We start from the raw sequence: 22,944 nt of genomic DNA on the forward strand, positions 1-22,944 counted from the left end.
ACCCAAGCCTTCCTGTCGCTCCAAACCAAACGAAGGTGAGGCTTCGTTATTTTACTATCCACCGCACCAATCTAAAAATCACAAACAAAACAACACTGATGCCCACTAAAAGCAGTCCCTCCACCACGATGGAGTCAAGCAGCCCGGAGGCCGCATTTCCAATAAGCGCAGCGATGCCCGCACCAGCGAACTGCGCTGCAATCACCAATACCGAATCCAGCAGTGAACGGTACCACCGGACACGTTGGCGCCAGTATGCGCCGGTCAGCACCAACAGCACGACATTTACCAGCGTAACGGCCGTCGACGCGGAATTGTCCGCGAATGCGCCGTCTAAAATGGGCCAGGAAGGCATCCACGATGCGGCCAAAATCAAGTTAATTGCGGCGACGCCTAGAAAAACAGGCCGGAACAACCGCTGATCCCTTCGTTTCTCTTCTGCTTCCATTCTGGCCCTCATGTCCGGGCTGATCCACGCGGGGATGTCTCTCCGCTCGCGGCTTCCGATATGCAGCGGTTTGGTAGTTCTCCACCCTAACAAACTTCACATTCGCCTCTGTCCCGTACACCGGGATCCCATGCTTTCGGAACTCCGTTACCCAGGCCTCCAATTCATCGGGATTCTCTAATCCGAAGATGGAATATTGGATATGACCCTCTTCATCAACCCATTTCATGACGATGTTGGCACCGATCACATAAAACCCGATGCTGCCTTCTCCCTTGGGCTGGTACCTTGTCGTCCGGCCGATCAGCACCTCCTGCATTTGAGTGAATGGCACCAGATGCTCGGACTCTTCGCCGGTCTTGATTTGCTTAACGTATGTATAATAGCCTTCCTCCCGGAGTTCGTACCGGAGCAGCACCTTTTGCGGCATCCGAACGATTCGGAAGATCAGCCACAGCATGCCCGCCAAGAATAGTCCAATCACCGTGATAATGCTGCCTACAACCCAATCTCCCTTGATCAGCCAAAAGACACCGTACCCCAGAAATCCTAGAACGAGGGCTCCCATCAATCCAACGAGTCCCCAATTCAACGTTTTAGCCGTCCGGGACGGCTGGTTGGAATATTTCAGTTGGCCTTCCTCACGAAGCTCTACCATCATCGTCCTCCTGTACGTAAGTGGATTTTCCTGGAATATTTCTACGCTCTAACTGGAGAAAATGTTTCATCGCAACGCTGTACCTTTCGGTTTCGTTTTCAGCGGTTACAGCCAACATATGTGCAGGGACGAATGCAAAAAGCCCGGCCAAGCAGCTAACGCTGCCCGTCCGGGCTTTCATCCAAACCGCTGTGATCACCGAATAACGGTTCATCACGTACGCGGCTTCACTCAAGCTTATAGCGTGCTTACAGTACCTTCTCCAGGAAGCTGATCGTACGCTCGTTTTTCGGCCGGCCGAACACTTCCTCCGGCGGACCTTCTTCAACGATGTAGCCGCCGTCCATGAAGATGACCCGGTCCGCCACCTCGCGGGCGAAGCCCATCTCATGCGTGACGATCATCATCGTCATGCCTTCGCGGGCCAGATCCTTCATGACGCCGAGCACCTCGCCGACCATCTCGGGGTCGAGCGCCGACGTCGGCTCGTCGAACAGCATGACGTCGGGGTTCATCGCGAGCGCACGGGCGATCGCCACCCGCTGCTTCTGCCCGCCCGACAGCTGGCTCGGGAACGCATCCGCCTTGTCAGCGAGTCCGACCCGCTCCAGGAGGCGCATCGCCGTTTCGCGCGCCTGCTTCGCGTTCATTTTGCCCAGCTCCATCGGAGCGAACATGATGTTCTTGAGCACGTTGAAATGCGGAAACAGGTTAAAATGCTGGAACACCATGCCAATATTTTCGCGGGCCTTGTTGATATCCGTCTTTGAATCGTTCAGATCCTGGTCATCAACGATGACACGGCCTGCAGTGATGTCCTCAAGCCGATTGATGCAGCGCAGAAACGTACTTTTTCCCGATCCGGAAGGACCGATCACGCACACGACCTCGCCTTCCTTGACCTGCATATCGATTCCCTTCAGCACCTGATTGGCGCCGAAGCTCTTCTTTAATCCTTCAACCCTGATTTTACCCACGGCGCAATCTCCCCTCCAAGAAGCCTGAAAGTTTCGTTAAGATCGTGATCACAATCAAATACATGATGGCTACAACCAGCCAAATATCAAATGACGAGAACGTTCTTGCGATAATAATTTTGCCGGACTGCGTCAGCTCGACGAGACCGATCGCCGACAGAATCGACGTATCTTTCAGCGTAATGACCAGCTGGTTGATAAACGCCGGAATCATGACACGGATCGCCTGCGGGATGATGATCTTCATCATCGCCTTGCGGTATGGCAAACCGAGCGAACGGGCCGCTTCCATTTGGCCGCGGTCGATCGACTGAATACCGCCCCGGATGATTTCCGTTACATAAGCGCCGGCATTCAGAGTCAGCGTCAGAATGGCCGCCAGGAACAACGGCATCGTAAAGCCGAAGGCCTGCGGAATACCAAAGTAAATAAAGAAAGCTAGGACGATCAGCGGAATGCCGCGGAAGACATCGACGAATACCGTTGCCAAACCGCGAAGAAACTTATTGCGACTCACCTTCATAAAGCCGAAGATCAGCCCCAGGATAAAGGCGAAGAACAGCGATACGATCGTGTACAGCAGCGTCTTGCCCAGACCGGTCAGCAGCGGTGGCAGCGAATCCTGAATCAGTCCCCAGCGGCTTTGGTTCGCCGGTCCGGATGCATTTTCACCCAGATATTTCTCGAGAATCTGGTCATATTCCCCGCTGGCTTTGAGATTGGTCAGGCCGGTATTGAACTTTTGCATCAGCTCCTGGTTCTTGCCTTTGCTGACCGCAAAGCCGTAGGAGCCGCCTGCTTCCTTCTCGGTTACGATCTTGAGTCCATTGTTCTGGTTTACGCCATAAGCCAGCACAGGATAATCGTCAAAGCAGGCCACGGAGTTTCCAGTTTTGACATCGTCGTACATTTGCGAGGAATCGTCGAACGGGACGATGGTAAATCCGTATTTCGAGGCGATGGATTCGGCGAAGCTGTAGCCTTCTGTACCTGTCTTTACGGCTACCTTTTTCCCTTTCAAATCCTCATAGCTCTTGATGGTGTCATTGTTCTTGCTGATGGCCATCACCACGCCGGATTCGAAATAGGACTCGGAAAAGTCGAATTTCTGCTTCCGTTCGTCGGTAATGCTCATCCCTGCGATGACGCCGTCCACCTGGTTCGACTCCAGCGCTTGAACGGCTGCGTTAAAGCCCAGCGGCTTGATCTCATACTTAAAATTCTGATCCTTGGCGATGGCCTCCATCAGATCCATGTCGATCCCGACAAACTTGCCGCTGACGTCCTGAAACTCAAACGGAGCAAACGTAATGTCGGTACCGATGACATAGGTTTTGCCGGAATCCGGCGCAGCTGCGGCGCTTCCCGTCCAACCAGACCATCCGGTCACCACGAGGAGCAGCAGCGCTAATGAAAATAATGATACCTTTTTGGATGATTTCATGTGTCCTCCCCTTCTCGGTCAACGCCGAATGTTGTCCCCTTCATACTTTTTCTTTTTTGGCAGCAGGTATTCTTCCACCTGGTATCCTATTTTACCAAAAAACCAATCATTCCTAAAAATACATTTTCAACCATTTACTTTAGTTCAATCTAACCATTAACCAAGAAATTTACTACTAAGACTAACACAGTCTGCAGATAAAGGAAGCAAGTTAGCTATCATTCATTACCCACTCAAGACAAGTTTGCCTACCCATCATTAGAACTTTCGTAAAATATAGTCAAGCTGTAAGATCATTATGATCTTGACGGTCAAAGTTAACCACGACTATAATTCAATCAATTCATTGAATATTATAGCAAGGTGGGAATAGATATGGACCACGATTTTCCCGTTCGTGCTTTCAAAGACGACTTGTACCGGCAGTTTGCCCGAATCGGGAAATGCTTGTCCAGCGATAAACGGCTCGAGCTCATGCATTTGTTATCCCAAGGACCCAAGTCTGTTGAAAAATTGGCCGAGGCCACAGAAATGAGCGTAGCCAACGTATCGCGGCATCTCCAAATTTTACTGGATGCCAACCTGGTGAAGTATAGCAAGCGGGGGACGTATGTCATCTACTGCTTGGCTGGTCCCCATATTGAGGGCTTTTTGAATGCTCTATGGCGAATGAGCGAAACGCAGCTGGCCGACATCACCCGGGTGAAAAACGACTTTCTAAGTCTGTGCGAGGATGTTCAGACCCTGTCTTTAAAAGAAGTATTGCGCAAAATGAACGAAGGCATGATCTTACTGGATGTACGCCCGGCCGATGAATTTGAGGCAGGACACATTCCCGGGGCGATCTCTGTTCCGATGGAGGAGCTTCATCAATATATGCAAAGTCTGCCCAAGGAAACTCCAATTGCTGCATATTGCCGCGGACCTTACTGCGTTGCAGCGGCCGAGGCGGTTGAGAAATTGCAGCGTGAGGGCTTTACAGCATTCCGGGTGGAGGAAGGAGTTTACGAATGGCGGGAATTTCAAGCACAGAGGTAATGAAACGCATTTATCTGGACTATAACGCCAGCACTCCGTTAGATCCGGAAGTGCTCCAGGAAATGCTGCCGTTTTTCGAGCATCACTATGGCAATCCTTCTTCGTCGCATTGGGCGGCAGCTTCACTCAAAGAAACGATCGAGCACGCCTGAAGCCGGATCGCCGCAGCGATTGGGGCGAAATCCAGTGAGGTGATTTTTACCAGCGGAGGAACCGAGGCCAATAATCACGCTTTAAAAGGGGTTTACTTTGCATCCAACCAGCCCCGCAGACATATCATCACGACAACCATTGAGCATCCGGCGATTCTCAATCCCTGTGCCTTCCTCGAAACGCTGGGCGCGGAAGTGACCTACGTTCCCGTTGATCACTGGGGCCGAGTGTCACCAGCAGATATCGAGCGTGCCATCCGCGAGGATACCATCCTCATTTCGGTCATGCACGCCAACAGCGAGGTCGGAACGATTCAGCCCATTGAAGAGGTGGCCAGTATCGCCAAACGCTACGGTATCCTGATGCATACGGATGCTGCACAGTCTTTTGGTAAGATCCCGGTGAACATCGATGCCTTGGGCGTCGATTTGTTATCTATCGCCGGCCATAAGCTGTACGCGCCCAAGGGTATCGGCGCACTGTATGTGCGTGAAGGCACGACACTCGCCCCGTTTGTGCATGGGGCAGGCCATGAATCCGGCCGGAGGGCAGGAACGGAAAATGTGCCATATATCGTCGGATTGGGCAAAGCCGCAGCACTGGCAGCGCAGAAGGTCGGTTCCCGTAAAATCCGAAACCTCCGGGAGGCATTGAAGGAAGGGCTCAAGGAAGCCTTTGGAGACCAGGTCCGGTTTAATGGCGATCCCGGCAACCATCTGCCCAACACGCTCAACGTAAGCTTCCTCGGGCTGAGCGGGCAGGAGATTTTGGGTCGTTTTCCGGAAATCGCCGCTTCCACCGGATCCGCCTGCCACTCCGGAAGCACAACCCTTTCACCGGTGCTGCGGGCGATGGGCCTTAGCGATTACGAAGGGCTGGGAGCGATCCGGTTCAGCTTGGGCCGGTACACCACCAAAGAAGAAGTGGAGACCGTCATTTCTTTATTCCAGGACCGTCTGCAGTGAGGGTAACAGCAAATCTTTTACGAATCGGTTCGTCTAATATAGGGAGGAACAATAGATGTCAGAGACCACGGTTGTAGAAAGGGTGAATCCCCTCCCTGCACCTCTAAGACAGTACGTTGAATCGCCTGAGAGGCAGCGGCAGCTCCATAAAAGGACGATGTTGATCGTCATCATTTCGCAAATTTTCGGCGGGGCCGGTTTTGCTGCAGGGGTTACAGTAGGAGCGCTGCTTGCCCAAGACATGCTTGGATCCGACAGCTATGCCGGGGTCCCTTCCGCCTTAATCACGTTAGGATCAGCAGCGTCAGCCCTGATCGTCGGCCGTCTGTCCCAGCGGTTAGGGCGCCGGACGGGACTGGCAGCGGGCTTCCTGGCGGGTGGGCTTGGTGCGCTAGGCGTCGTTCTGGCAGCCCTCATAAGCAATCTGGCACTTCTCTTTATTTCTCTGCTGGTGTACGGCGCCGGTACGGCTACAAACTTACAGGCTCGATATGCAGGAACAGATTTGGCCTTGCCAACGCAGCGGGCTAAAGCGATCAGCGCCGCTATGGTCTTCACCACATTCGGTGCAGTGGCCGGACCGAATCTGGTCAATATCACGGGACGGTTTGCCACTTCCATAGGTTTCCCAGCGCTTTCGGGTCCATTCATGCTGGCTGCTGCAGCATTTATTATAGCCGGCGTCGTCCTCCTCATCTTCCTTCGGCCAGACCCGCTGATCGTGGCCAAGGCCATGGCGGAGGCACAGCGGGCAGATGAAAGCCTGAATGGCACGCAGAACACCCGTATAAAGGACGCAGCCATGAATAAAACGGGAATCATGATCGGTGCGACGGTGATGGTGCTGACCCAAATCGTGATGGTAGCCATTATGACCATGACACCGGTCCACATGAAGCATCACGGACACGGGCTGGGCGAGGTCGGCCTCGTCATCGGCATCCATGTGGCTGCGATGTTTCTGCCTTCGCTGATTACCGGCGTTCTAGTCGATAAGTACGGACACACTCTGATGTCCTATGCTTCCGGAATCACCTTGCTTGCGGCAGGCTTGTTGGCTGGGCTCGCGCCCGGAGAATCGATGATATTTCTCGTTCTTGCGCTTGCCCTCCTTGGGCTGGGCTGGAACTTTGGCCTGATTAGCGGAACGGCAGCCATTGTCGACGCGACGCCTCCGCATACTCGGGCAAAGACCCAAGGCACGGTGGATGTGCTTATTGCCTTAGCCGGGGCTTCGGGAGGAGCCTTATCCGGCATGGTTGTGGCCCAATCCAGCTACTCCGTACTTTCTTTGGCCGGAGGATTCCTGTCCCTGCTTCTAATTCCGGTTATTGTCTGGTCGCGGAAAAAGAAAGCCTGATGCGATCTTCAACCGATACTCCCTCGTGGCTTTAATTAGGAACCGCCGGTTTGGGTATTAAGGTGATCATTACAATAGATTCCCCTTTCGTTTGTTTCGGTTTGCTGCAACGGCAGCCGGGCAGGACGAAAGGGGTTCTTTCTATGCTTCAATCGTTTCCAGGCTGATGCGCCGATCAGGCCATCCTCCTGTAACTGTCTCAACGAAGCTGCTGCTGAACAGCCCGCCGCGAGCTCATTTTCGTGAATATTTTTTGCATCAGACCCGGTCCGGAAATCCGGCTGTTCTGAAATGCGGCGATGCGCCATTCGCCATTTTGCTTTACAACCACATTGGTGTTAATGGAGTCACGTTTCTTTGGGGCCTGCTTCTGCCATCTCATTTTGACGGCGCCCAGTCCGTGAAAGATCGCCAGCTCCGGCGTAATAAAGTCGATTTTCGCAATCTCCCCGTCCAGCGTAGACCCTCTCAATACGCCGTTCCACAGCTCCTGATGCACATCGGCGATCGCCTTTCTTCCTTTCAGATGCTCGCCTTGAAAAGTAACGTAGTCGGCCTGGTCGGTAAAGCATGCCCCGTAAGCCTCGCCATCCCCTTTTCCCCAAGCCCATTTCAGCTTTTCAAACAGCTGCTCAATTTCTTTCCGATCCTGTGCCTGATTTGTATTCATGTTCATCATCCTTCATCTCCTTTGATTGAATGGCCGCCTGATTACGCGGATTTCTTTGCTATTCAAGAAACGGTTCGCTGACATTAACTGGACCAACTAATTATCTTGATTTATATAATATCTTGATTAATTAAGATAATATGCGGACGGAGGTGATTTGTCAATAGATCCCATACGTTTTTTTAAAATAAATAAAGTACATTCCGCCCCCGTCAGCGAAAAAGCAAAAAAAATCCCGGCCCCTTCGGGCCGGAATCAAGCATGGTTATGGTGTTGGCAAGAAGCAGGCTGGCAATCCCGCTTCCCGCCGGAATGGAATTCCTGGTGGTTGAATGATTCATTAAATGACTCGTGATTACATTACACGGCTAATTTCGTTTGGACCGCAGCTTCCGGAGCCGTCTGCTCCTTCTTCATTTCCTCCATGGCGGCCAGTCCGGCCGTATTCAGCACATTCCATGGCTTGTTGTAATGCGGCTGGAAGAAGAAGTCCACAAAAGCCAGCTCCTGCACCGTCATCCGGTTCTGGATGCATACCGACAGCGTATTGGCCGCTTGGGTCATATCCGCCTTCGACATCACCTGGGCCCCGACGATCCGGCCGCCGTCCGCTTCGAAGACCAGCTTCAGCATGACATCATCGTAGGTCGGCATGAACTCCGGACGGTTGTTTTCATGGATTGTTACAGTTTTCACATTCAAACCTGCAGCAAGTGCGCCGGCCTCGGTCATGCCCGTCGAAGCGATGTTCCAGTCAAACAGCCGGATGGCCGACGTCCCCTGGGTACCCTGGTAGCGCACGGTCGGCTGCACCAGGTTCATGCCGGCCAGCGTACCCATCCGCACCGCATTGGTGGCCAGCGGAATGTACATCGCCGTTCCCGTCGGATTGTAGCGTACGGCGCAGCTGTCTCCAGCGGCCAGTACATCGGGGTTGCTGGTGCGCATGTAGTCGTCAACGATAATCGCGCCGTTCGGCAGCATGTCAACCTGGCCCTTCAGCAGATCTGTGCCGGGGCGGAAGCCGATGCACAGCACAACCATATCGGCTTCAAACGTGCCGTCTGTGGTGACGACTTCGCGCACTTTGCCTTCGCTGCCGCGGAAGCCTTCCACCGTCCGGCCCAGCGCCAGCTGCACACCGCGGTCCTTTAGCGTCTGCTCGGCCAAGTCGGTCAGATCGCGGTCAAGGTACTTGGCCATGACACGGTCCATGTTATCGATCAGGGTGACCTGCTTGCCAAGCTCGTGGAACGCTTCGACGAGCTCGATGCCGATATACCCGGCGCCGATGACGGTGATGCGCTCTGCATCCGCAGCGCGGGCAATGATTTCCTGCGCGTGAGCGTAGTTTTTGCACAGCTGGACATTGTCCAGATCGATGCCTTCCATCTTCGGAATAACCGGCCACGAGCCTGTGGTGACCACCAGCTTATCATAGCTGTCCGTAAACTCTTCACCGGTCACTAGGTTGCGGACATTCAGCGTCTTGGCGTTGGTGTCGACGGCCAGCACTTCGTGCCGCATCCGGGTCACAGCGCCGAGTCCGGCCAGCTCTTCCGGATTGCTGTAGAACAATCCGCCAGCGTCCTTAACGACGCCTCCGACGTGAAGGGCGATGCCGCACGACAGGAACGAAATGTTATCGTTGCGTTCGTACACCGTAATTTGGGCTTCCGGGTGCTGCATGGCAATGCTTTTTACAGCAGCGGTTCCGGCATGGGTACATCCAATGACTGCGACTTTCATGGTAATTCCTCCTTATAGGGAATGAAATGGATAATGTGAAACGGAATGGATAACTTAATGGATAAGCAGCGGAATGGAGGACACTGCTCATTTGTGAAATAATGCACAATATACTTTAAAAAAATATTTCCGATGATTTAGCTGCCTTGATCTGATTGTGATTTATATCACAACCTCTTTATGGCTTAATCATACACCTTCCCTTTCACCTTTGCAAGGGGTTTGTGAAAAAAATCTCAAAATTATGATCTTAACAAAAAGCACCCCGTCCGGGATGCTACGGGATGCTTCATATCAATTTACTATATGATTAGATGTCTTCGCGAATTTGAATACGTTTGGTGCGTTGGTTAGGTTGTTTTGGTATTTCCATGTTCAGTACGCCGTCTTTCAGGGACGCGTTAATTCCGTCTGCATGAATATCGGGAACGTAGAAGCTGCGCGTGTATTCCCCATAGCGGCGTTCTCTGCGGACGACTTGTTCGTCTTGGTTGTCCACGCTATGGTCTTCCTTGCGAACGGCTTTGATCGTCAGGTAAGGCTCAGCGTAGCTGATCTCGATATCTTCTTTTTGAAAACCTGGCAGCTCCGCCTCCAACAGATACGATTGCTCCGTTTCCCGGATATCGGTCTTGAAGGACGTCAACGATCCTTTGAAAGATGTAAACCAATCGTCGCTGAACACGTCGTTAAAGGATTTCACCAATGGTCCAAAGGCATCTTCTCTGCGTTTTCCAAAAGGAATCAAGTCAAACATGCTTTATTTCCCCTTTCCATTTGACCTTGTTTGACTTTACGACTTTATTATATGCCTGTGGGTGTGAAAAGACAAAAACGATGACAGCTGATTACACGCGATTATAGCCTGAATTGACTCGGTTTATGGTGGATTTATCGTGAAAATTATTATTTTGACCTTATTTGACCTTCGGATAATCGTATGTAAATTTTCTGCCTTAATCCTCGTAATTCCCCACCGTTTGCACCGCCATCTGCCGGATCCTCTCGGCTACATAAGCTGGCTCAAGCACCCGCAAATCCGGCCCGTAGCTCAGCAGCATGCCGTACATCCAATGATTATCCGGGTAACTCGCCCGGACCAGCAGCGATCCGTCCGCTTCTATCTCGACGTTCTCAGCGCCAAAAGCCTCCTCCACCCGTACGCTCAGCCGCGGCTTAAAACGCAGCAGGAGAGAAACGGCAGGGCCGGTCTCCTGGTTGCCCCACCTTGCATCCAGTTCTTCCATGCGCACGCCGCGGGACGGAAATTGTTCCAGATGAACCTTTAAGCCGCTCAATCGGGAAACCCGAAACGTCCGATAATCCTGACGGGTTCGGCAGTAGGCGTATAAATACCAGGCGTACCCCTTCCAAGCCAGGCCAATGGGCTCGACTTCGCGCTGCTCGGCCGTCCCTTCCGAATTGGTGTATAGGAAGGACACAACCGACCGGTGCTTTGACGCCTGCCTTAGCGAAACGAGGACTGACTTGTCCTTGATTCCTCCTCCATGCCACAGGTTGGTGTCAAACACGAGCGTTTCACCCTCATCCTCCATTTGGTCCTGCTCGGATTTGGCGACAAGCGCCTTGATTTTGGTCAGCAGATCGTCCATTTCCCGGTCATCCAGGGAAGCTTGTACGCCTTTTAAGGCGACGAGGATCGATTTCAGGTCTTCCAAGGTGACAATTTGCCGCTCGATCCGGTACTTCTCCATAATTTCATATCCGCCGTCCGTTCCCGCATAGGACACAATCGGAATGCCCGCAGCGTTAATCGTCTCGAGATCGCGGTAGATCGTGCGCAGCGATACCTCGTACTTATCGGCAAGGGTCTGGGCGTTCACCCTGCGCCGGCTCAGCAGGATCATCGTAATGCCAAGCAGCCGTTCTACTTTCAAGCTACCCCTCTCCTTTGTCAAAGAAATGGCGATTCACAAAAAAGATCACTTTTTATATCCACTGCATTTCTCGCTGACATACTGTTGTCAAGGTGGGGCGCCTACAATAAAGACATAAGAACCCCAAGGAGGATGTTAAAAATGAAAACGTTCGCTAGTAGTCAAACCAATCCAGGTACGATCCGCCCCTTCCGCTTGGAAACGACGCAGGCCGAGCTCCAGGACCTCAAGCAGCGCTTGAGCATGACCCGCTGGCCGGATGAGCTTCCGGGGGCTGGCTGGAATTACGGTGCACCGCTCTCGTTTGTGAAGGACATGGCGGCTTACTGGGAGCATTCCTTTGATTGGACCCAGCAGGAACAGCGCCTCAACAGCTATCCTCAATTTATGACGACGATTGACGGTGCGAACATCCACTTCTTCCATATTCGTTCCTCCGAGCCGGGTGCGGTGCCGCTCATGCTCATTCACGGATGGCCCAGCTCCCCTGTGGAATTCCTGGAGCTGGTCGGTCCGCTGACCGATCCGACATCGTACGGCGGTGATGCCGCAGATGCCTTTCACCTGGTCATCCCTTCGCTGCCGGGCTTTGGCCTCTCGGGCCCGACAACCGATACGGGCTGGAGCCCATCGCGGGCAGCCCAAGCGCTGGATACGCTCATGACGCTCCTCGGCTACGAGCAGTACGGCGTGCAGGGCGGGGATATGGGCGCCATGATCGCACCGGAAATCGGCCGCATCGCCGTCGGCCGCGTCATCGGGGTGCATGTCAACGCGGCGACCATGGGCTTTGTGCCGTTCGGGGCTATCGAAGACGATGTATTTGCATCGCTGACCGATGCCGAGAAGGTGCGGGTCGGGCGATTGGGGCATTTTATGAAGGAAAGATTCGGGTTTAACATGATCCAGTCCACCAGACCGCAGACGCTTGCTTACGGGCTTCACGACTCTCCGGCCGGACTTCTGGCCTGGACCTGCGAATTGTTTAACGGTTTTGGCGATACGGTCGATGCCGTGGACCGCGATACGTTCCTCACCAACCTTATGCTGTACTGGCTGACGGGAACGGCAAACTCCTCTACGCGCATGTATTACGAAGGCGCACACGACCCGGGTGCCTGGGCTCCGAAAGACATGTCGCCAACCCCTGTAGGTGTCGCGGTATTCCAGTTATCCGATGTGGCGATCCGCCGCTTTGCCGAGCAGGGCAACCGCATCGTGCATTGGAGCGAGTTCGAGCGGGGTACGCATTTTGCCGCGATCGACGCACCGGAACTGATGATCAAGGACATCCGTACGTTTTTTCGGAATGTACTGTAACCGTTAAAGTGGATAGATGTAGGGTGGCACCTGAGCGGTGCCCTTTTATCCTTTTATTGCTGCGGCTTCTTTTTACGATGACGATGAATTCCTCAACGCATACAGCTGCGAGACCACCCGGTCTAGCCGATCCTTGATCAGAATGGTATCCGTGTACTTCGCCGGGATCCCCTCATAGCCGTAATAGATGCCCGCCAACCCGCCGGCGATCGCTCCAATCGTATCGGAATCGCCGCCCAGGTTAGCGGCCCGCTGCACCGCATCGCTGAAGTCGGTCGCGTGAAGCAGAATATGCAGCACCCAACGGAATGTATGGACCACGAACCCGCTGGGAGGACAGTCTGGTTCGTCTTCGATCATTCCTTCATACTCACTGCCTTTGATCTCAGCCAAGATGGCTTCGCTTAGGTCCTCTCCCCGCAATAGACGATCGGCAATGCGATTATAAATAACGCAAGCTTCCGCGCACCTTGGATCGTAATGCGTCATTCGTGATTGCATGATCGTTACCCGCTCAACCTCAGCCGGGTCGTTGTAAGCCAGCGCAACCGGGAGGCATCGCATCAATGAGCCGTTCCCGCCGCTTTGACCCATGTCTGCATGAGCAATAAAAGCAGATTCGAGCCAATCCCCCTCATATTTTTCAAACACATGCCGGATGATGTTCCCGATGTCCTTGGGCCGCGATTGATACCATTCGAGAAAATGACGCCCGATCGCCTCCAGCGGCTCCGCGGGATTTTCCAGAATCCCTTCCGCCACGCAGAGCGTCATCATCGTATCGTCGGTTACTTCCCCCGGTTCGAGCTGCCATACCCCGCCGCCGATGATCTCCGTCAAATAGCCATATTGGGCTTTTACTTCCCGGACACTCATAAACTCCGTCGTTCCGCCAAGCGCGTCACCCACGGCCACACCGTAGAGGCCGCCCTTCAAGCGTTCGAGCATTTGATCCTGCATGCCAACACCCCCTGTTCTGAATCATCTGGAAAAGAAGTCCAGTCGTTCTAATAGCTATGATTATATTAAAAATATCTATCGACGTACATTCCATGAAGACAGACCGCGTTTAGAGGAAATTTTTATTGCGAGATTCAGGATGTTTAGCATAGAAGTTTATACTTTCTGATCTCTAATCCAAAAGAGAGACCTGCCGTTTGGGCATGCAGTTCACAGATAACAAAACCCAGCTTGGGAAGCTGGGTTCGTTCATTTATAATAGGGCAGATAAGGTATCCAAAACGCGGGCCGCAAATTGTGCCCGTTCTTCGGGCGGCTCCTCTTTGCCCAAAAAGTTAATTTGAAACGCATGCTGGAAGCAACTCCCCAGGAGTAAATCGGCAATCGCTCTCGAATCCGTGCCCTCCCCGACTCTGCCCAGCTGCTTCTCTTGATTCAAATAAGCTTCCACGGCCTCGTTGGCCCTGTGGGGACCTTCATTCCGCAGCTCAAAACCTTCCCGCTGACGAAGCAGCAGACCCGGTTCAGAGAAAATGGAACCGATCAGGGGCATGGAGCTATGAAAATCCTCCAGCGCGGCAAGAGTAACCTGCTCCAGATTGGTTCGCACAGTGTCTTTACCTGCCATGGTTTGCAGCGACGATAAGGTTCTCATCAAATGCTTCAATTGTCCACGGATCACATGAACAAATAAATCTTCTTTGCTGGAAAAGTGGTTATACAGCGATCCTTCCGAGCAGCCGGCAGTCCGGGCGATTTCCTTGGTTGTCGTCTTGGCAAGCCCGTTCCTTAATAACACCTGTTCTGCGGCGTCGGCAATTTTATTTTTTAAGTCCAATGGTATCCCTCACTCTATTGACATAGCAGTAATTACTGGTTATGCTTCCATTATGAGTGTGCACTCACTCATTGTCAAGCCAACCAATCTTGCGGTTGAATGGGTTTATTTAGCCAGTAATGAGTGCGTACTCACTCATAGCGACGGTGAGGATGAAATTGAGCTAGCCTGTTCCATTTCTGGATACTCCGTTCCTCCTCAAATGAGTGTGCGCTCACTCAAAATACCGAGAAAGGAGGTTTACGATGAAATCACAAAATTATAAAACTCACGTCAGGATGGTTCCGGCGTTCCATTTTTTCCTGGTGCCCCTAGGTATCATTACGCTGGTCGCTTCCATTATCCATTTATTTGTCGCAGAGCTGCGCGGGATATCCTTGTTTTCCTCGCTGCTGTTCGTGTCGGTCTCCCTGATGGCGGTCATGACGATGATCTTCGCCCGGAGGTTCGCCTGCAAGGTGCAGGACCGCGCCATTCGGGCCGAGGAAAACTTACGCAGCTTCGCACTCACCGGCAGGCTGCTTGATCCCCGTCTGTCAATGAATCAAATTCTTGCGCTGCGATTCGCTCCGGATGAGGAATGGATGGCTTTATGCGACAAGGCTGTGAAAGAAAATCTGACCCCTGAGCACATCAAGCGGTCCATTAAAGCCTGGAAAGCGGATTTTGAACGCGCATAACCCCTAATGAATGGAGGACGAAAAGTGAAGCATCTATCCGAAACATTAAGAGAGACGACCCTGCATGTGCTAGCTGCCCATGCCCAGCAATATATCGATGACCAATGGAAGCCCATTTGGGAAAGGCATCTTGAAGAAACGGAACGAATTTTTGCAAAAGGCGGCGATTCCGCTTATGGCTTCTACTGCTTTAAACTGTTTCAGCCCCTGGCTGCGGAAATCGCAGAGGCGGGATGGGTCACCCAGCCGGTTCTGCCGGGGACTTTTCCTCAATCGGAAGAACACTGGGGCCCATGGGAAAACCGGGAAAGGCGATTTTGGAGCGTCGTCCAACAAGACAGCGGAAAAGCGCTCGGTACGCTGATTACGCGTATTTTTCACGATCATACCCAACTTCGTCTGCCCAGACCGCCGCATATCTACGCGATCCATGAAACGGACCCCTCAGAAATTTCACATATTCTAATTCACGCCGACCCCAATGTTCTGAATTCTCGAACGGACGGTGAGTCATGATGGTAGACAGACCCTATCCGCGGATGGCCCGTATCTGTTTTATGACACTCGCATGGCTGTTCACCATCTCTGTCGCAATCCAGGTATTTTTCGCTGGGCTCGCCCTCTTCGTCAGCCCGGATAACTGGCTAATCCATGCAAATTTCGCCAGGTATTTCTCTTTGCTGCCTCTAATTATGGCTGTGTTAGCCTGGACCGCCCGTTTGCCCGGCAAAATGATCCGGAGAAGTTTAGGGCTGCTCGGCATGACAATAGGCATGTTTCTGACCGCGGTACTGTCATCCCGAATCGGTATGTTATCCGCGCTGCATCCGGTCATTGCGATCATGCTCTTTTGGAGCAGTATTGCCATCCTCCGCCCGCTTCGGGATCCTAACCCAAAGAACCCATCGTTAATCATGGATAGATAAAAACGCAAGTAAGGGCACCTTGAAAGGTGCCCGTTTTTCATTCCAGCCGATGCAGCGGATTCATTTATATAAAAAAAGCACGGTATCTCCTTTCATTTGCTGTAAGACGCGCGTTTCAGGCGAATGGTATCATCTTGGCGGGAAAGGAGGATTCGCCGAGCAAAAATGTAAGCGCTTAATAAATAACATTTGACGCAGGGGGAGTGCAATGAATGAGTAAATGGATGAAACAAGCCTTTTCGGCCGTAATCGCCGCGGCTCTGATCATGCCATCGGGCTGGCTGGCCGCGGATGTAAGCGCGGATGCAGAGTCGCCGGATGCCGGTACGGTAACGGTGGTATACCATGAAACCTTTGCGAACGGAGTGGGCAAAGCCGTTCAATCGGGAGGCGCCAACCTCGAGCAGGTATCAGACAAAGTTTTTGACGGGAATGAGGATGGAGGCGCTCTTTATGTAAGCAACCGAGTCAACAACTGGGACGCGGCTGATTTCAAATTTGCCGATCTGGGGCTCGAAAATGGCAAAACGTACACCGTGACGGCAGCCGTATATGTAGATTCCGGTGCAGCCGTGCCAGCCGATGCCAAAGCAGCGCTCCAAACGGTTGACAGTTACGGGAATTATGCGGAAGCAGATTATGAGGCCGGCAAAGCGGTCACCTTGACCAAAGAGTTCACCGTGGATACGAGCAAAGATAAGGCTCTTCGCATCAACTCTAATGAGGCCGGTGCCACAGTCCCCTTCTACCTAGGCGACATCCTCATCACTGAAAAGGCTGACTCCGACGGGGGCGGAAACGAAGAACCGCCTAGAGATCCTGCCTTGCCTTTCAGCACGATCACTTTTGAGGATCAGACCCCCGGTGGCTTTGAAGGCCGATCCGGCACGGAGAAGCTAACCGTCACCGATGAAGCCAACCACACACCGGACGGTGCGTACGCCCTCAAAGTGGAAGGACGGACCGCTACCTGGCATGGACCATCACTGCGCGTGGAGAAATACGTGGATAAAGGCGCCGAGTATAAAATATCCGCCTGGGTCAAGCTAATCAACCCCGCCAGCTCCCAGATTCAGCTATCCACCCAGATCGGCAGCGGTGGCAGCGCAAATTATGCGACCCTGGCCCCGAAAACGATCAGCACCGACGACGGCTGGGTCCAATTTGAAGGAACTTACCGTTACAACAGCGTGGGCGGCGAATACTTGACCCTCTACGTGGAAAGTTCGAGTAACGCGGAAGCCTCCTTTTATATCGACGATATCAGCTTCGAGAAAACCGGCTCGAAGCCGGTTGAAATCCAGAAGGATCTGGTCCCTCTCAAGAACGCGTACCAAAACGATTTTCTGATCGGAAACGCCATCTCGGCGGAGGATCTGGAAGGCGTACGGCTGGAGCTGTTAACCATGCATCACAACGTCGCCACGGCGGGGAACGCCATGAAGCCGGATGCGCTGCAGCCGACGAAGGGCAGCTTCACGTTCACCGCAGCCGATGCCATGGTCGATAAAGTTCGGGCTGCAGGCATGCAGATGCACGGGCATGTGCTGGTATGGCATCAGCAGTCGCCGGCGTGGATGAATACGGCTCAGGACGCACAGGGTAACACGGTCCCTCTGAGCCGCGAGGAAGCGCTGGACAACCTGCGGACCCATATTCGAACCGTCATGGAGCATTTCGGCGACAAGGTGATCTCCTGGGACGTCGTCAACGAAGCGATGAACGACAACCCGCCAAATCCGGCAAATTGGGAAGAGTCGCTGCGCAAATCCCCTTGGTATAACGCGATCGGGCCGGACTATGTCGAGCAGGCGTTCCTTGCGTCCAGGGAAGTGCTGGACGATCATCCGGATTGGGATATCAAGCTGTATTACAACGATTATAACGAAGACAACCAGAATAAGGCCCAGGCCATTTATAACATGGTCAAAGCCATGAACGACAGATATGCCGAAGCACATCCCGGCAAGAAGCTGGTCGACGGTGTCGGCATGCAGGGGCACTACAATGTGAACACGAATCCGGAAAATGTGAAGCTTTCCCTGGAGAAATTCATCTCCTTAGGGGTCGAGGTCAGCATCAGCGAGCAGGACATCCAGGCCGGCAGCAACTACGAGCTCCCCGAGAAGCTGGCCAACGCCCAGGGCTACTTGTACGCGCAATTAATGAAGATATTCAAGGACCATGCCGCCGACATCAGCCGGGTCACCTTCTGGGGGATGGACGACGGTACAAGCTGGAGGGCCTCTTCCAACCCGTTGTTGTTTGATAAAAATCTTCAAGCCAAGCCAGCATACTACGGCGTCATTGATCCGGACAAATTTATGACGGAGCACCCGCCCGAGTCGGGCAATGCCAACCAATCCACCGCGGCGTACGGCACGCCGGTGATTGACGGGACGGTCGACGCGGTATGGAACCAAGCGGCCGCCATGCCGATCAACCGCTATCAGATGGCGTGGCAGGGCGCGACTGGCACAGCCAAAGCGCTCTGGGACGACCACAACCTGTACGTGCTGATCCAGGTCAGCGACGCTCAGCTGGACAAATCCAGCACGAACGCATGGGAGCAGGACTCCGTCGAAGTTTTCCTGGACGAGAACAACGCAAAAACTACGTTCTACCAGGATGACGACGGGCAGTTCCGCATTAATTTTGATAACGAAACTTCCTTTAATCCGCCCAAGATCGCAGATGGCTTCGAGTCGGCGACCAAAATAGCCGGTACAAACTATACAGTAGAAATGAAAATTCCACTCAAAACGGTAACGCCAGCCAATCAGTTGAAGCTTGGTTTCGACGCCCAGATCAATGACGCGAAGGACGGCGCCCGTCAAAGCGTCGCCGCCTGGAACGACACGACCGGTAACGGCTACCAGGATCCATCCGTGTTCGGCGTACTGACCCTCACCGGCAAACCCGCCAATCCGGGCGACAATGGCTCGGGCAATGAGGGCGGTGGCGGAAACAACGGTGGCAACGGCGGAAGTAACGGAAACAGCGGCAATAGCGGAAGCGATAATGGCAGCAACAGCAGCGGCAATAACAGCAATGGCGGCGGCAGCCCGCTGACCGGGATTACCGTAAGCACCGATGGTGTCGTTACAATCAAGCCGGAAGCGAAAATCCAAGACGGACGTGCCGTGAGTACCATTTCTGCGGACAACCTGAAAAAAGCGCTGGAGCAAGCGGCGGCGACAGGCAGCGGGAAGAAGCAAATCGTGATCGAGACTGCAAAGCTACCCGGCACCGGTTCCGTTGAAGTCCAGCTTCCGGCTCAAAGCCTTAGTGGAAAAGAATCCTTTGAGCTGCTGCTGAAGACGGATTCCGCAATCATTCGAATTCCAAGCGGCATGCTATCCAATCAGACAGATCTATCCGGGCAGGTATCCGTCCGCATCGGAACCGCCTCGACGGACCATTTGAACCTAAGCACAGCCGATCGTGAACGGATCGGCAGCCGTCCGGTGATCGAGCTGAGCCTTGCAGCAGCCGGCAGAACCTTGGAATGGAGCAATCCTGCAGCGCCTGTGACGGTGGAAATCCCATACAAGCCGACTGCTGAGGAGTTAAGCCATCCGGATCAGATTGTAGTTTGGTATGTCGACGGCCAAGGCCAGGCGACCCCTATTCCTAACGGCCGCTATGATGCCGCCACCGGAACGGTGGTTTTCCACACCACCCATTTCAGTACTTATGCGGTCGCCTATGCGTTCACGGCCTTCACAGACCTGCAAAATGTCCCTTGGGCCAAGCCAGCCATTGACGCCATGGCCGCCCGCGGAGTCATCCATGGAATGTCCGAGAGCCGCTTCTCTCCTGAAGCGTTAATCAAAAGGGCCGACTTCGTAGCCCTTCTGGTTCGGGCGCTGGAGCTCCAAGGTACAGGCAGCCCGAAAACCGCATTCAGTGATGTCGATCCAATCGCTTATAATCGTAGCGAGCTGAACACTGCCAATGAGCTGGGCATTGCGGTTGGTTTGCCAGACCGTACCTTCAAGCCAGACAGCCCGATCACCCGCCAGGAGATGATGGTGCTCACTGCACGTGCTTTAGCCGCTGCCGGAAAAACAGTTGGGGGCAGTGGAAGCCTGAGCGCATACGCCGACGCCGCAAGCATTGCAAGCTACGCCAAGGATAGTGCGGCTGCGCTCGTGAAAGCCGGCATCGTCACCGGCAGCAACGGTAAGATCGCGCCGCAAGGTCCGCTTACCCGGGCTGAGGCGGCGGTCATTTTGTATCGGATTTGGAAGTTGTAGCATTGGGGAGTCATGCTTTGAAATGGAAAGGAGACGCCGGTTAGTTGACCGGTGTCTCCTTTTTTAACCCCAGATCATCTTATCTGTGAACTGACTCAAATCTGATTTGATCAGCAATCAATTTATTTTCTGCTTGATCGAATTTATAGGTGATCTGAAAATCGCCTACGTATTGCGGAGAAATGCCAACGCTCACACCTAACGTGGTGACGATTTGTTGATTCTTCATCCAATAATAGACGACGCCGCCAAAACTAAGCTTGTCCTGTTTAAAGTTTATACCGGCAACCTGATAATCAAATTGATGTTCTTTTCCCTGTGACTTTACCTTAATGGCCAAAGTCTGATCATTTTTCCGGGTAACCCCCGTTTCGATCTGGCCGGCGACAATCTCCTGGTAGCTTTGCACTTGGATTTCGGAGAGATCCCTCCCATCCAGCACATGTAATTCATCAATATTCAGTCCTGTCCCTTTTCCCTTATTAAGGATGATCACCGCTTCTTCCTTCCCGTCGCCGGTAACATCCGTGTAGTAAATCCGCGGGTCCTCAATCGTCGAAAAGCTCCAGTCGAATGCCTTGTTCACACCATTCACATCAACGGCTACAGATTCATACGAATATTGCCCTTCCTTAACCGGCGTCAGCTTTACCTCCTTGTTCTCCGAAGACCAAGATTTCGTATCCAGTGACGGATCCGTCTTGTCCACATGAGACTCTTGTTGCAAATGTGTTGTTACCTGAGAGTTTGTTGTTGCTTCCGTACCTGTTGAGGGACTGTTTATCGTCTGATCTTTGCTGCAACCCACAAGAAAACCGAACATTAAAATCGAAGCTGAAAATAATGCGAGCTTGTTAATGACCATCCTCTCACTTTCGCTAGTTGATGCACATCATGATATACGTTCTATTTTCCATATAATTTAAGAAATAGTTGTTATGATTTGAAAATATCGTAACCTCTTATCTATAAACGCTGCTAATCGTGAGAAGTAACGCCTAGGGAATGCCGAGGACTGAATAATCCGGCTCTTGAAGTCCAGCCACCCCAGCCGTGAATGATTGAGCGAGCCTAATTGCTCCACGCTCGAAGGAAAAAGCCCCCCGCGTCCAGAATATATCAGCTATGAGCGTATGATGATGGGAGAGTGAGCGCACATGAGCGATGAGCAATGGCTGAAAGTTTCCGATTTGGCGGGACAGCTTGAAATCCCTCAGCCAACAATCAGGCGATACATGGACCGGCACGGACATCACTTGCATACGAAAAAGCAGCATAAAAGTTATCTGATATCTTCCGCGTCTATTCCCACGCTGGCCCGGATCCGTGACGAATACTCCAAGGGGCTGAACGGGGAGCAGGTCGAGGAGGTGCTGCTGGGCCAGTCATCCACGATCACGACCGTGAGCGATACCAGCGTCCATAAGGATGAGCGCGTGAGCGATAATCTTGCCGAAGCCTTGTCAGAACTGGAGAAATCCGTGATCGATCGCTTTAATAACCAGGAGCAATTTAATCAGCATCTGCTCGAACTGCTGCAGCGTGAGCAGGAAAAAGTCGAACGTCTTACCGAGCTCCTTATGAAGCAGACCGAAGCGGCGGCGTCCTTGTCCCCAGCGGTTCAAGCCCAGAGCCGGAAACAGGCGGATCACCTAACGGAACGAAGGGTGAAGCGTCAGCTGGAGAGCGAGGCCTTGGAGCTCTGGCTTAACAAGCCTGCGCCGGAACGAACGAAAAGGAACGTGCTGTTTCAAAGGAAAGAGGACAGCGAGGCTAAGGAAAAATTTGTGAGGGACTACGTGCTGGAACATTACGTTAGCCGTTTAAACGAGGAATTTAATAGAGGTTAAACCTGTTCGAACAGCAAATCGACGAAAAAGAGCGGTCCATATTGGATCGCTCTTCTATGTATCATGGCCCGCCCTTAGCGGCTAACTAACTACTCTACGTAGGCATCGATCTAACCAACTTTCTTCACAAACTGCTTTTGCTTAGCTAAACCTTTGGCTGACAATTGATACACCGTGACGTCGTAAATCCCGGTATGCCTTGCCGCATTCGGATCCCTTTCAGGATTCCACTTTTTGTTGTCCCGCTCAATTTCCACCTGAATGGTGTTGGCTGATATAAATTTTGCATCAACGCCGACGCCGCCAAACGATTTTTTAAGAAATGTTTTTCCGTTCTTGTGAACCCCCACGATGTCGACCGCACTTCCACCCGTAGCCCCCGACAGATACAACAAGTACGTGTCTCCGCCGGATGTCACTGTAAATTGTACGGTGCCGTTCGTATTGATCCATAAATCATCCGCTTCGCGCCATACCTTTTTTCCATTCAACTTGATGACCGGCAAATAACCCAGCCCATCCACGTCCTCTTTATCGACGACGAGCCCATTGTTCAGCTTAATGGGTAGTTTGGATGCATCCTTGCCAAGATAAAGCTTAGCGTAGGTTTTAGCTGCAGGCTCGCTTGATTTGGCCGACACGATCGCTGCAGGCATCAGGAGGCAAACGATCAATAACAGGGATAAAAGCTTTTTCATTCGCATTCACCATCCTTTGTTTTGTTTTTTTGAAATACCAGCCCCAGATTATA

20 protein-coding genes and 1 pseudogene are annotated in these 22,944 nt (G+C 52.7%); 10 read left to right on the forward strand and 11 right to left on the reverse strand.

Going from position 1 to position 22,944, the window contains the following annotated elements; genetic code table 11:
* Positions 1 to 128 precede the first annotated feature (128 nt).
* Positions 129 to 422, forward strand: a complete 294-nt coding sequence (locus BCV73_RS35200; RefSeq protein ID WP_179232086.1) for a hypothetical protein — start codon at positions 129 to 131, stop codon at positions 420 to 422.
* Here BCV73_RS35200 and BCV73_RS28050 read toward each other — a convergent pair.
* The 3 genes from BCV73_RS28050 to BCV73_RS28065 all read right to left on the reverse strand — a co-directional run bounded on the left by BCV73_RS28050 (position 378) and on the right by BCV73_RS28065 (position 3,527).
* Positions 378 to 1,106, reverse strand: coding sequence for a prepilin peptidase (locus tag BCV73_RS28050; protein WP_089549356.1), 729 nt, complete (start codon positions 1,104 to 1,106; stop codon positions 378 to 380). The genes BCV73_RS35200 and BCV73_RS28050 overlap by 45 nt on opposite strands.
* Positions 1,107 to 1,354: 248 nt before the next feature.
* Positions 1,355 to 2,083, reverse strand: a complete 729-nt coding sequence (locus tag BCV73_RS28060) for an amino acid ABC transporter ATP-binding protein (RefSeq protein ID WP_089549357.1) — start codon at positions 2,081 to 2,083, stop codon at positions 1,355 to 1,357.
* Complete coding sequence (locus BCV73_RS28065) at positions 2,076 to 3,527, reverse strand: amino acid ABC transporter substrate-binding protein/permease (protein WP_089549358.1); 1,452 nt, start codon at positions 3,525 to 3,527, stop codon at positions 2,076 to 2,078. The genes BCV73_RS28060 and BCV73_RS28065 overlap by 8 nt, the downstream gene beginning before the upstream one ends.
* Positions 3,528 to 3,902: 375 nt before the next feature.
* On the opposite strand from BCV73_RS28065, the gene BCV73_RS28070 reads away from it, so the two are divergent.
* The 3 genes and pseudogenes from BCV73_RS28070 (at position 3,903) to BCV73_RS28080 (ending at position 7,043) form a co-directional block, all read left to right on the forward strand.
* Positions 3,903 to 4,565 (forward strand): ArsR/SmtB family transcription factor, encoded by a 663-nt coding sequence (locus tag BCV73_RS28070; protein WP_089549359.1) that lies wholly within the window; start codon positions 3,903 to 3,905, stop codon positions 4,563 to 4,565.
* A pseudogene (locus tag BCV73_RS28075) lies at positions 4,565 to 5,683 on the forward strand (cysteine desulfurase family protein). The gene BCV73_RS28070 and the pseudogene BCV73_RS28075 overlap by 1 nt, the downstream one beginning before the upstream one ends.
* 55 nt (positions 5,684 to 5,738) lie before the next feature.
* Entirely contained in the window at positions 5,739 to 7,043 is a 1,305-nt protein-coding gene (locus tag BCV73_RS28080; RefSeq protein WP_089549360.1) for an MFS transporter, read from the forward strand.
* Between the two features lie 199 nt (positions 7,044 to 7,242).
* On the opposite strand, the gene BCV73_RS28085 is transcribed toward BCV73_RS28080, so the two are convergent.
* From BCV73_RS28085 to BCV73_RS28100, 4 genes are all read right to left on the reverse strand, one after another.
* On the reverse strand, positions 7,243 to 7,719 hold the full coding sequence (locus BCV73_RS28085) for an SgcJ/EcaC family oxidoreductase (RefSeq protein ID WP_244169343.1): 477 nt from the start codon (positions 7,717 to 7,719) through the stop codon (positions 7,243 to 7,245).
* 354 nt (positions 7,720 to 8,073) lie between these two features.
* Positions 8,074 to 9,462, reverse strand: coding sequence for an FAD-dependent oxidoreductase (locus BCV73_RS28090; protein ID WP_179232087.1), 1,389 nt, complete (start codon positions 9,460 to 9,462; stop codon positions 8,074 to 8,076).
* 310 nt (positions 9,463 to 9,772) lie between these two features.
* The gene (locus BCV73_RS28095; RefSeq protein ID WP_089549362.1) at positions 9,773 to 10,219 is read right to left on the reverse strand and encodes an Hsp20/alpha crystallin family protein; all 447 of its coding nucleotides are present in this window, start codon (positions 10,217 to 10,219) and stop codon (positions 9,773 to 9,775) included.
* A gap of 199 nt (positions 10,220 to 10,418) precedes the next feature.
* Positions 10,419 to 11,360, reverse strand: coding sequence for a helix-turn-helix transcriptional regulator (locus tag BCV73_RS28100; protein ID WP_089549363.1), 942 nt, complete (start codon positions 11,358 to 11,360; stop codon positions 10,419 to 10,421).
* Between the two features lie 141 nt (positions 11,361 to 11,501).
* On the opposite strand from BCV73_RS28100, the gene BCV73_RS28105 reads away from it, so the two are divergent.
* Positions 11,502 to 12,680, forward strand: coding sequence for an epoxide hydrolase family protein (locus BCV73_RS28105; RefSeq protein ID WP_089549364.1), 1,179 nt, complete (start codon positions 11,502 to 11,504; stop codon positions 12,678 to 12,680).
* 72 nt (positions 12,681 to 12,752) lie between these two features.
* On the opposite strand, the gene BCV73_RS28110 is transcribed toward BCV73_RS28105, so the two are convergent.
* On the reverse strand, positions 12,753 to 13,640 hold the full coding sequence (locus tag BCV73_RS28110; protein WP_089549365.1) for an ADP-ribosylglycohydrolase family protein: 888 nt from the start codon (positions 13,638 to 13,640) through the stop codon (positions 12,753 to 12,755).
* Between the two features lie 253 nt (positions 13,641 to 13,893).
* Positions 13,894 to 14,478: a TetR/AcrR family transcriptional regulator gene (locus BCV73_RS28115; RefSeq protein ID WP_089549366.1), complete on the reverse strand. Its 585-nt coding sequence runs from the start codon at positions 14,476 to 14,478 to the stop codon at positions 13,894 to 13,896.
* A gap of 245 nt (positions 14,479 to 14,723) precedes the next feature.
* On the opposite strand from BCV73_RS28115, the gene BCV73_RS28120 reads away from it, so the two are divergent.
* From BCV73_RS28120 to BCV73_RS28135, 4 genes are all read left to right on the forward strand, one after another.
* Positions 14,724 to 15,158: a DUF6526 family protein gene (locus BCV73_RS28120; RefSeq protein WP_089549367.1), complete on the forward strand. Its 435-nt coding sequence runs from the start codon at positions 14,724 to 14,726 to the stop codon at positions 15,156 to 15,158.
* A gap of 24 nt (positions 15,159 to 15,182) precedes the next feature.
* The gene (locus BCV73_RS28125; protein WP_089549368.1) at positions 15,183 to 15,674 is read left to right on the forward strand and encodes a DUF6022 family protein; all 492 of its coding nucleotides are present in this window, start codon (positions 15,183 to 15,185) and stop codon (positions 15,672 to 15,674) included.
* Positions 15,671 to 16,084, forward strand: a complete 414-nt coding sequence (locus BCV73_RS34865) for a DUF6220 domain-containing protein (RefSeq protein WP_143811909.1) — start codon at positions 15,671 to 15,673, stop codon at positions 16,082 to 16,084. The genes BCV73_RS28125 and BCV73_RS34865 overlap by 4 nt, the downstream gene beginning before the upstream one ends.
* Before the next feature lie 212 nt (positions 16,085 to 16,296).
* Positions 16,297 to 20,343, forward strand: coding sequence for a glycoside hydrolase family 10 protein (locus tag BCV73_RS28135; RefSeq protein ID WP_089549370.1), 4,047 nt, complete (start codon positions 16,297 to 16,299; stop codon positions 20,341 to 20,343).
* A 79-nt stretch (positions 20,344 to 20,422) separates the two neighbouring features.
* On the opposite strand, the gene BCV73_RS28140 is transcribed toward BCV73_RS28135, so the two are convergent.
* The gene (locus BCV73_RS28140) at positions 20,423 to 21,208 is read right to left on the reverse strand and encodes a hypothetical protein (protein ID WP_143811910.1); all 786 of its coding nucleotides are present in this window, start codon (positions 21,206 to 21,208) and stop codon (positions 20,423 to 20,425) included.
* A 292-nt stretch (positions 21,209 to 21,500) separates the two neighbouring features.
* Between BCV73_RS28140 and BCV73_RS28145 the strand changes: the two genes are divergently transcribed.
* Positions 21,501 to 22,193, forward strand: a complete 693-nt coding sequence (locus tag BCV73_RS28145; RefSeq protein ID WP_089549372.1) for a hypothetical protein — start codon at positions 21,501 to 21,503, stop codon at positions 22,191 to 22,193.
* 110 nt (positions 22,194 to 22,303) lie between these two features.
* Here the strand turns inward: BCV73_RS28145 and BCV73_RS28150 are convergent, their stop codons facing one another.
* Complete coding sequence (locus BCV73_RS28150; RefSeq protein WP_089549373.1) at positions 22,304 to 22,891, reverse strand: hypothetical protein; 588 nt, start codon at positions 22,889 to 22,891, stop codon at positions 22,304 to 22,306.
* Positions 22,892 to 22,944: the final 53 nt, after the last annotated feature.

The organism is Paenibacillus sp. SSG-1 (genome assembly GCF_002224835.1).
Classification (GTDB): Bacteria; Bacillota; Bacilli; order Paenibacillales; family Paenibacillaceae; genus Paenibacillus_AQ; species Paenibacillus_AQ favisporus.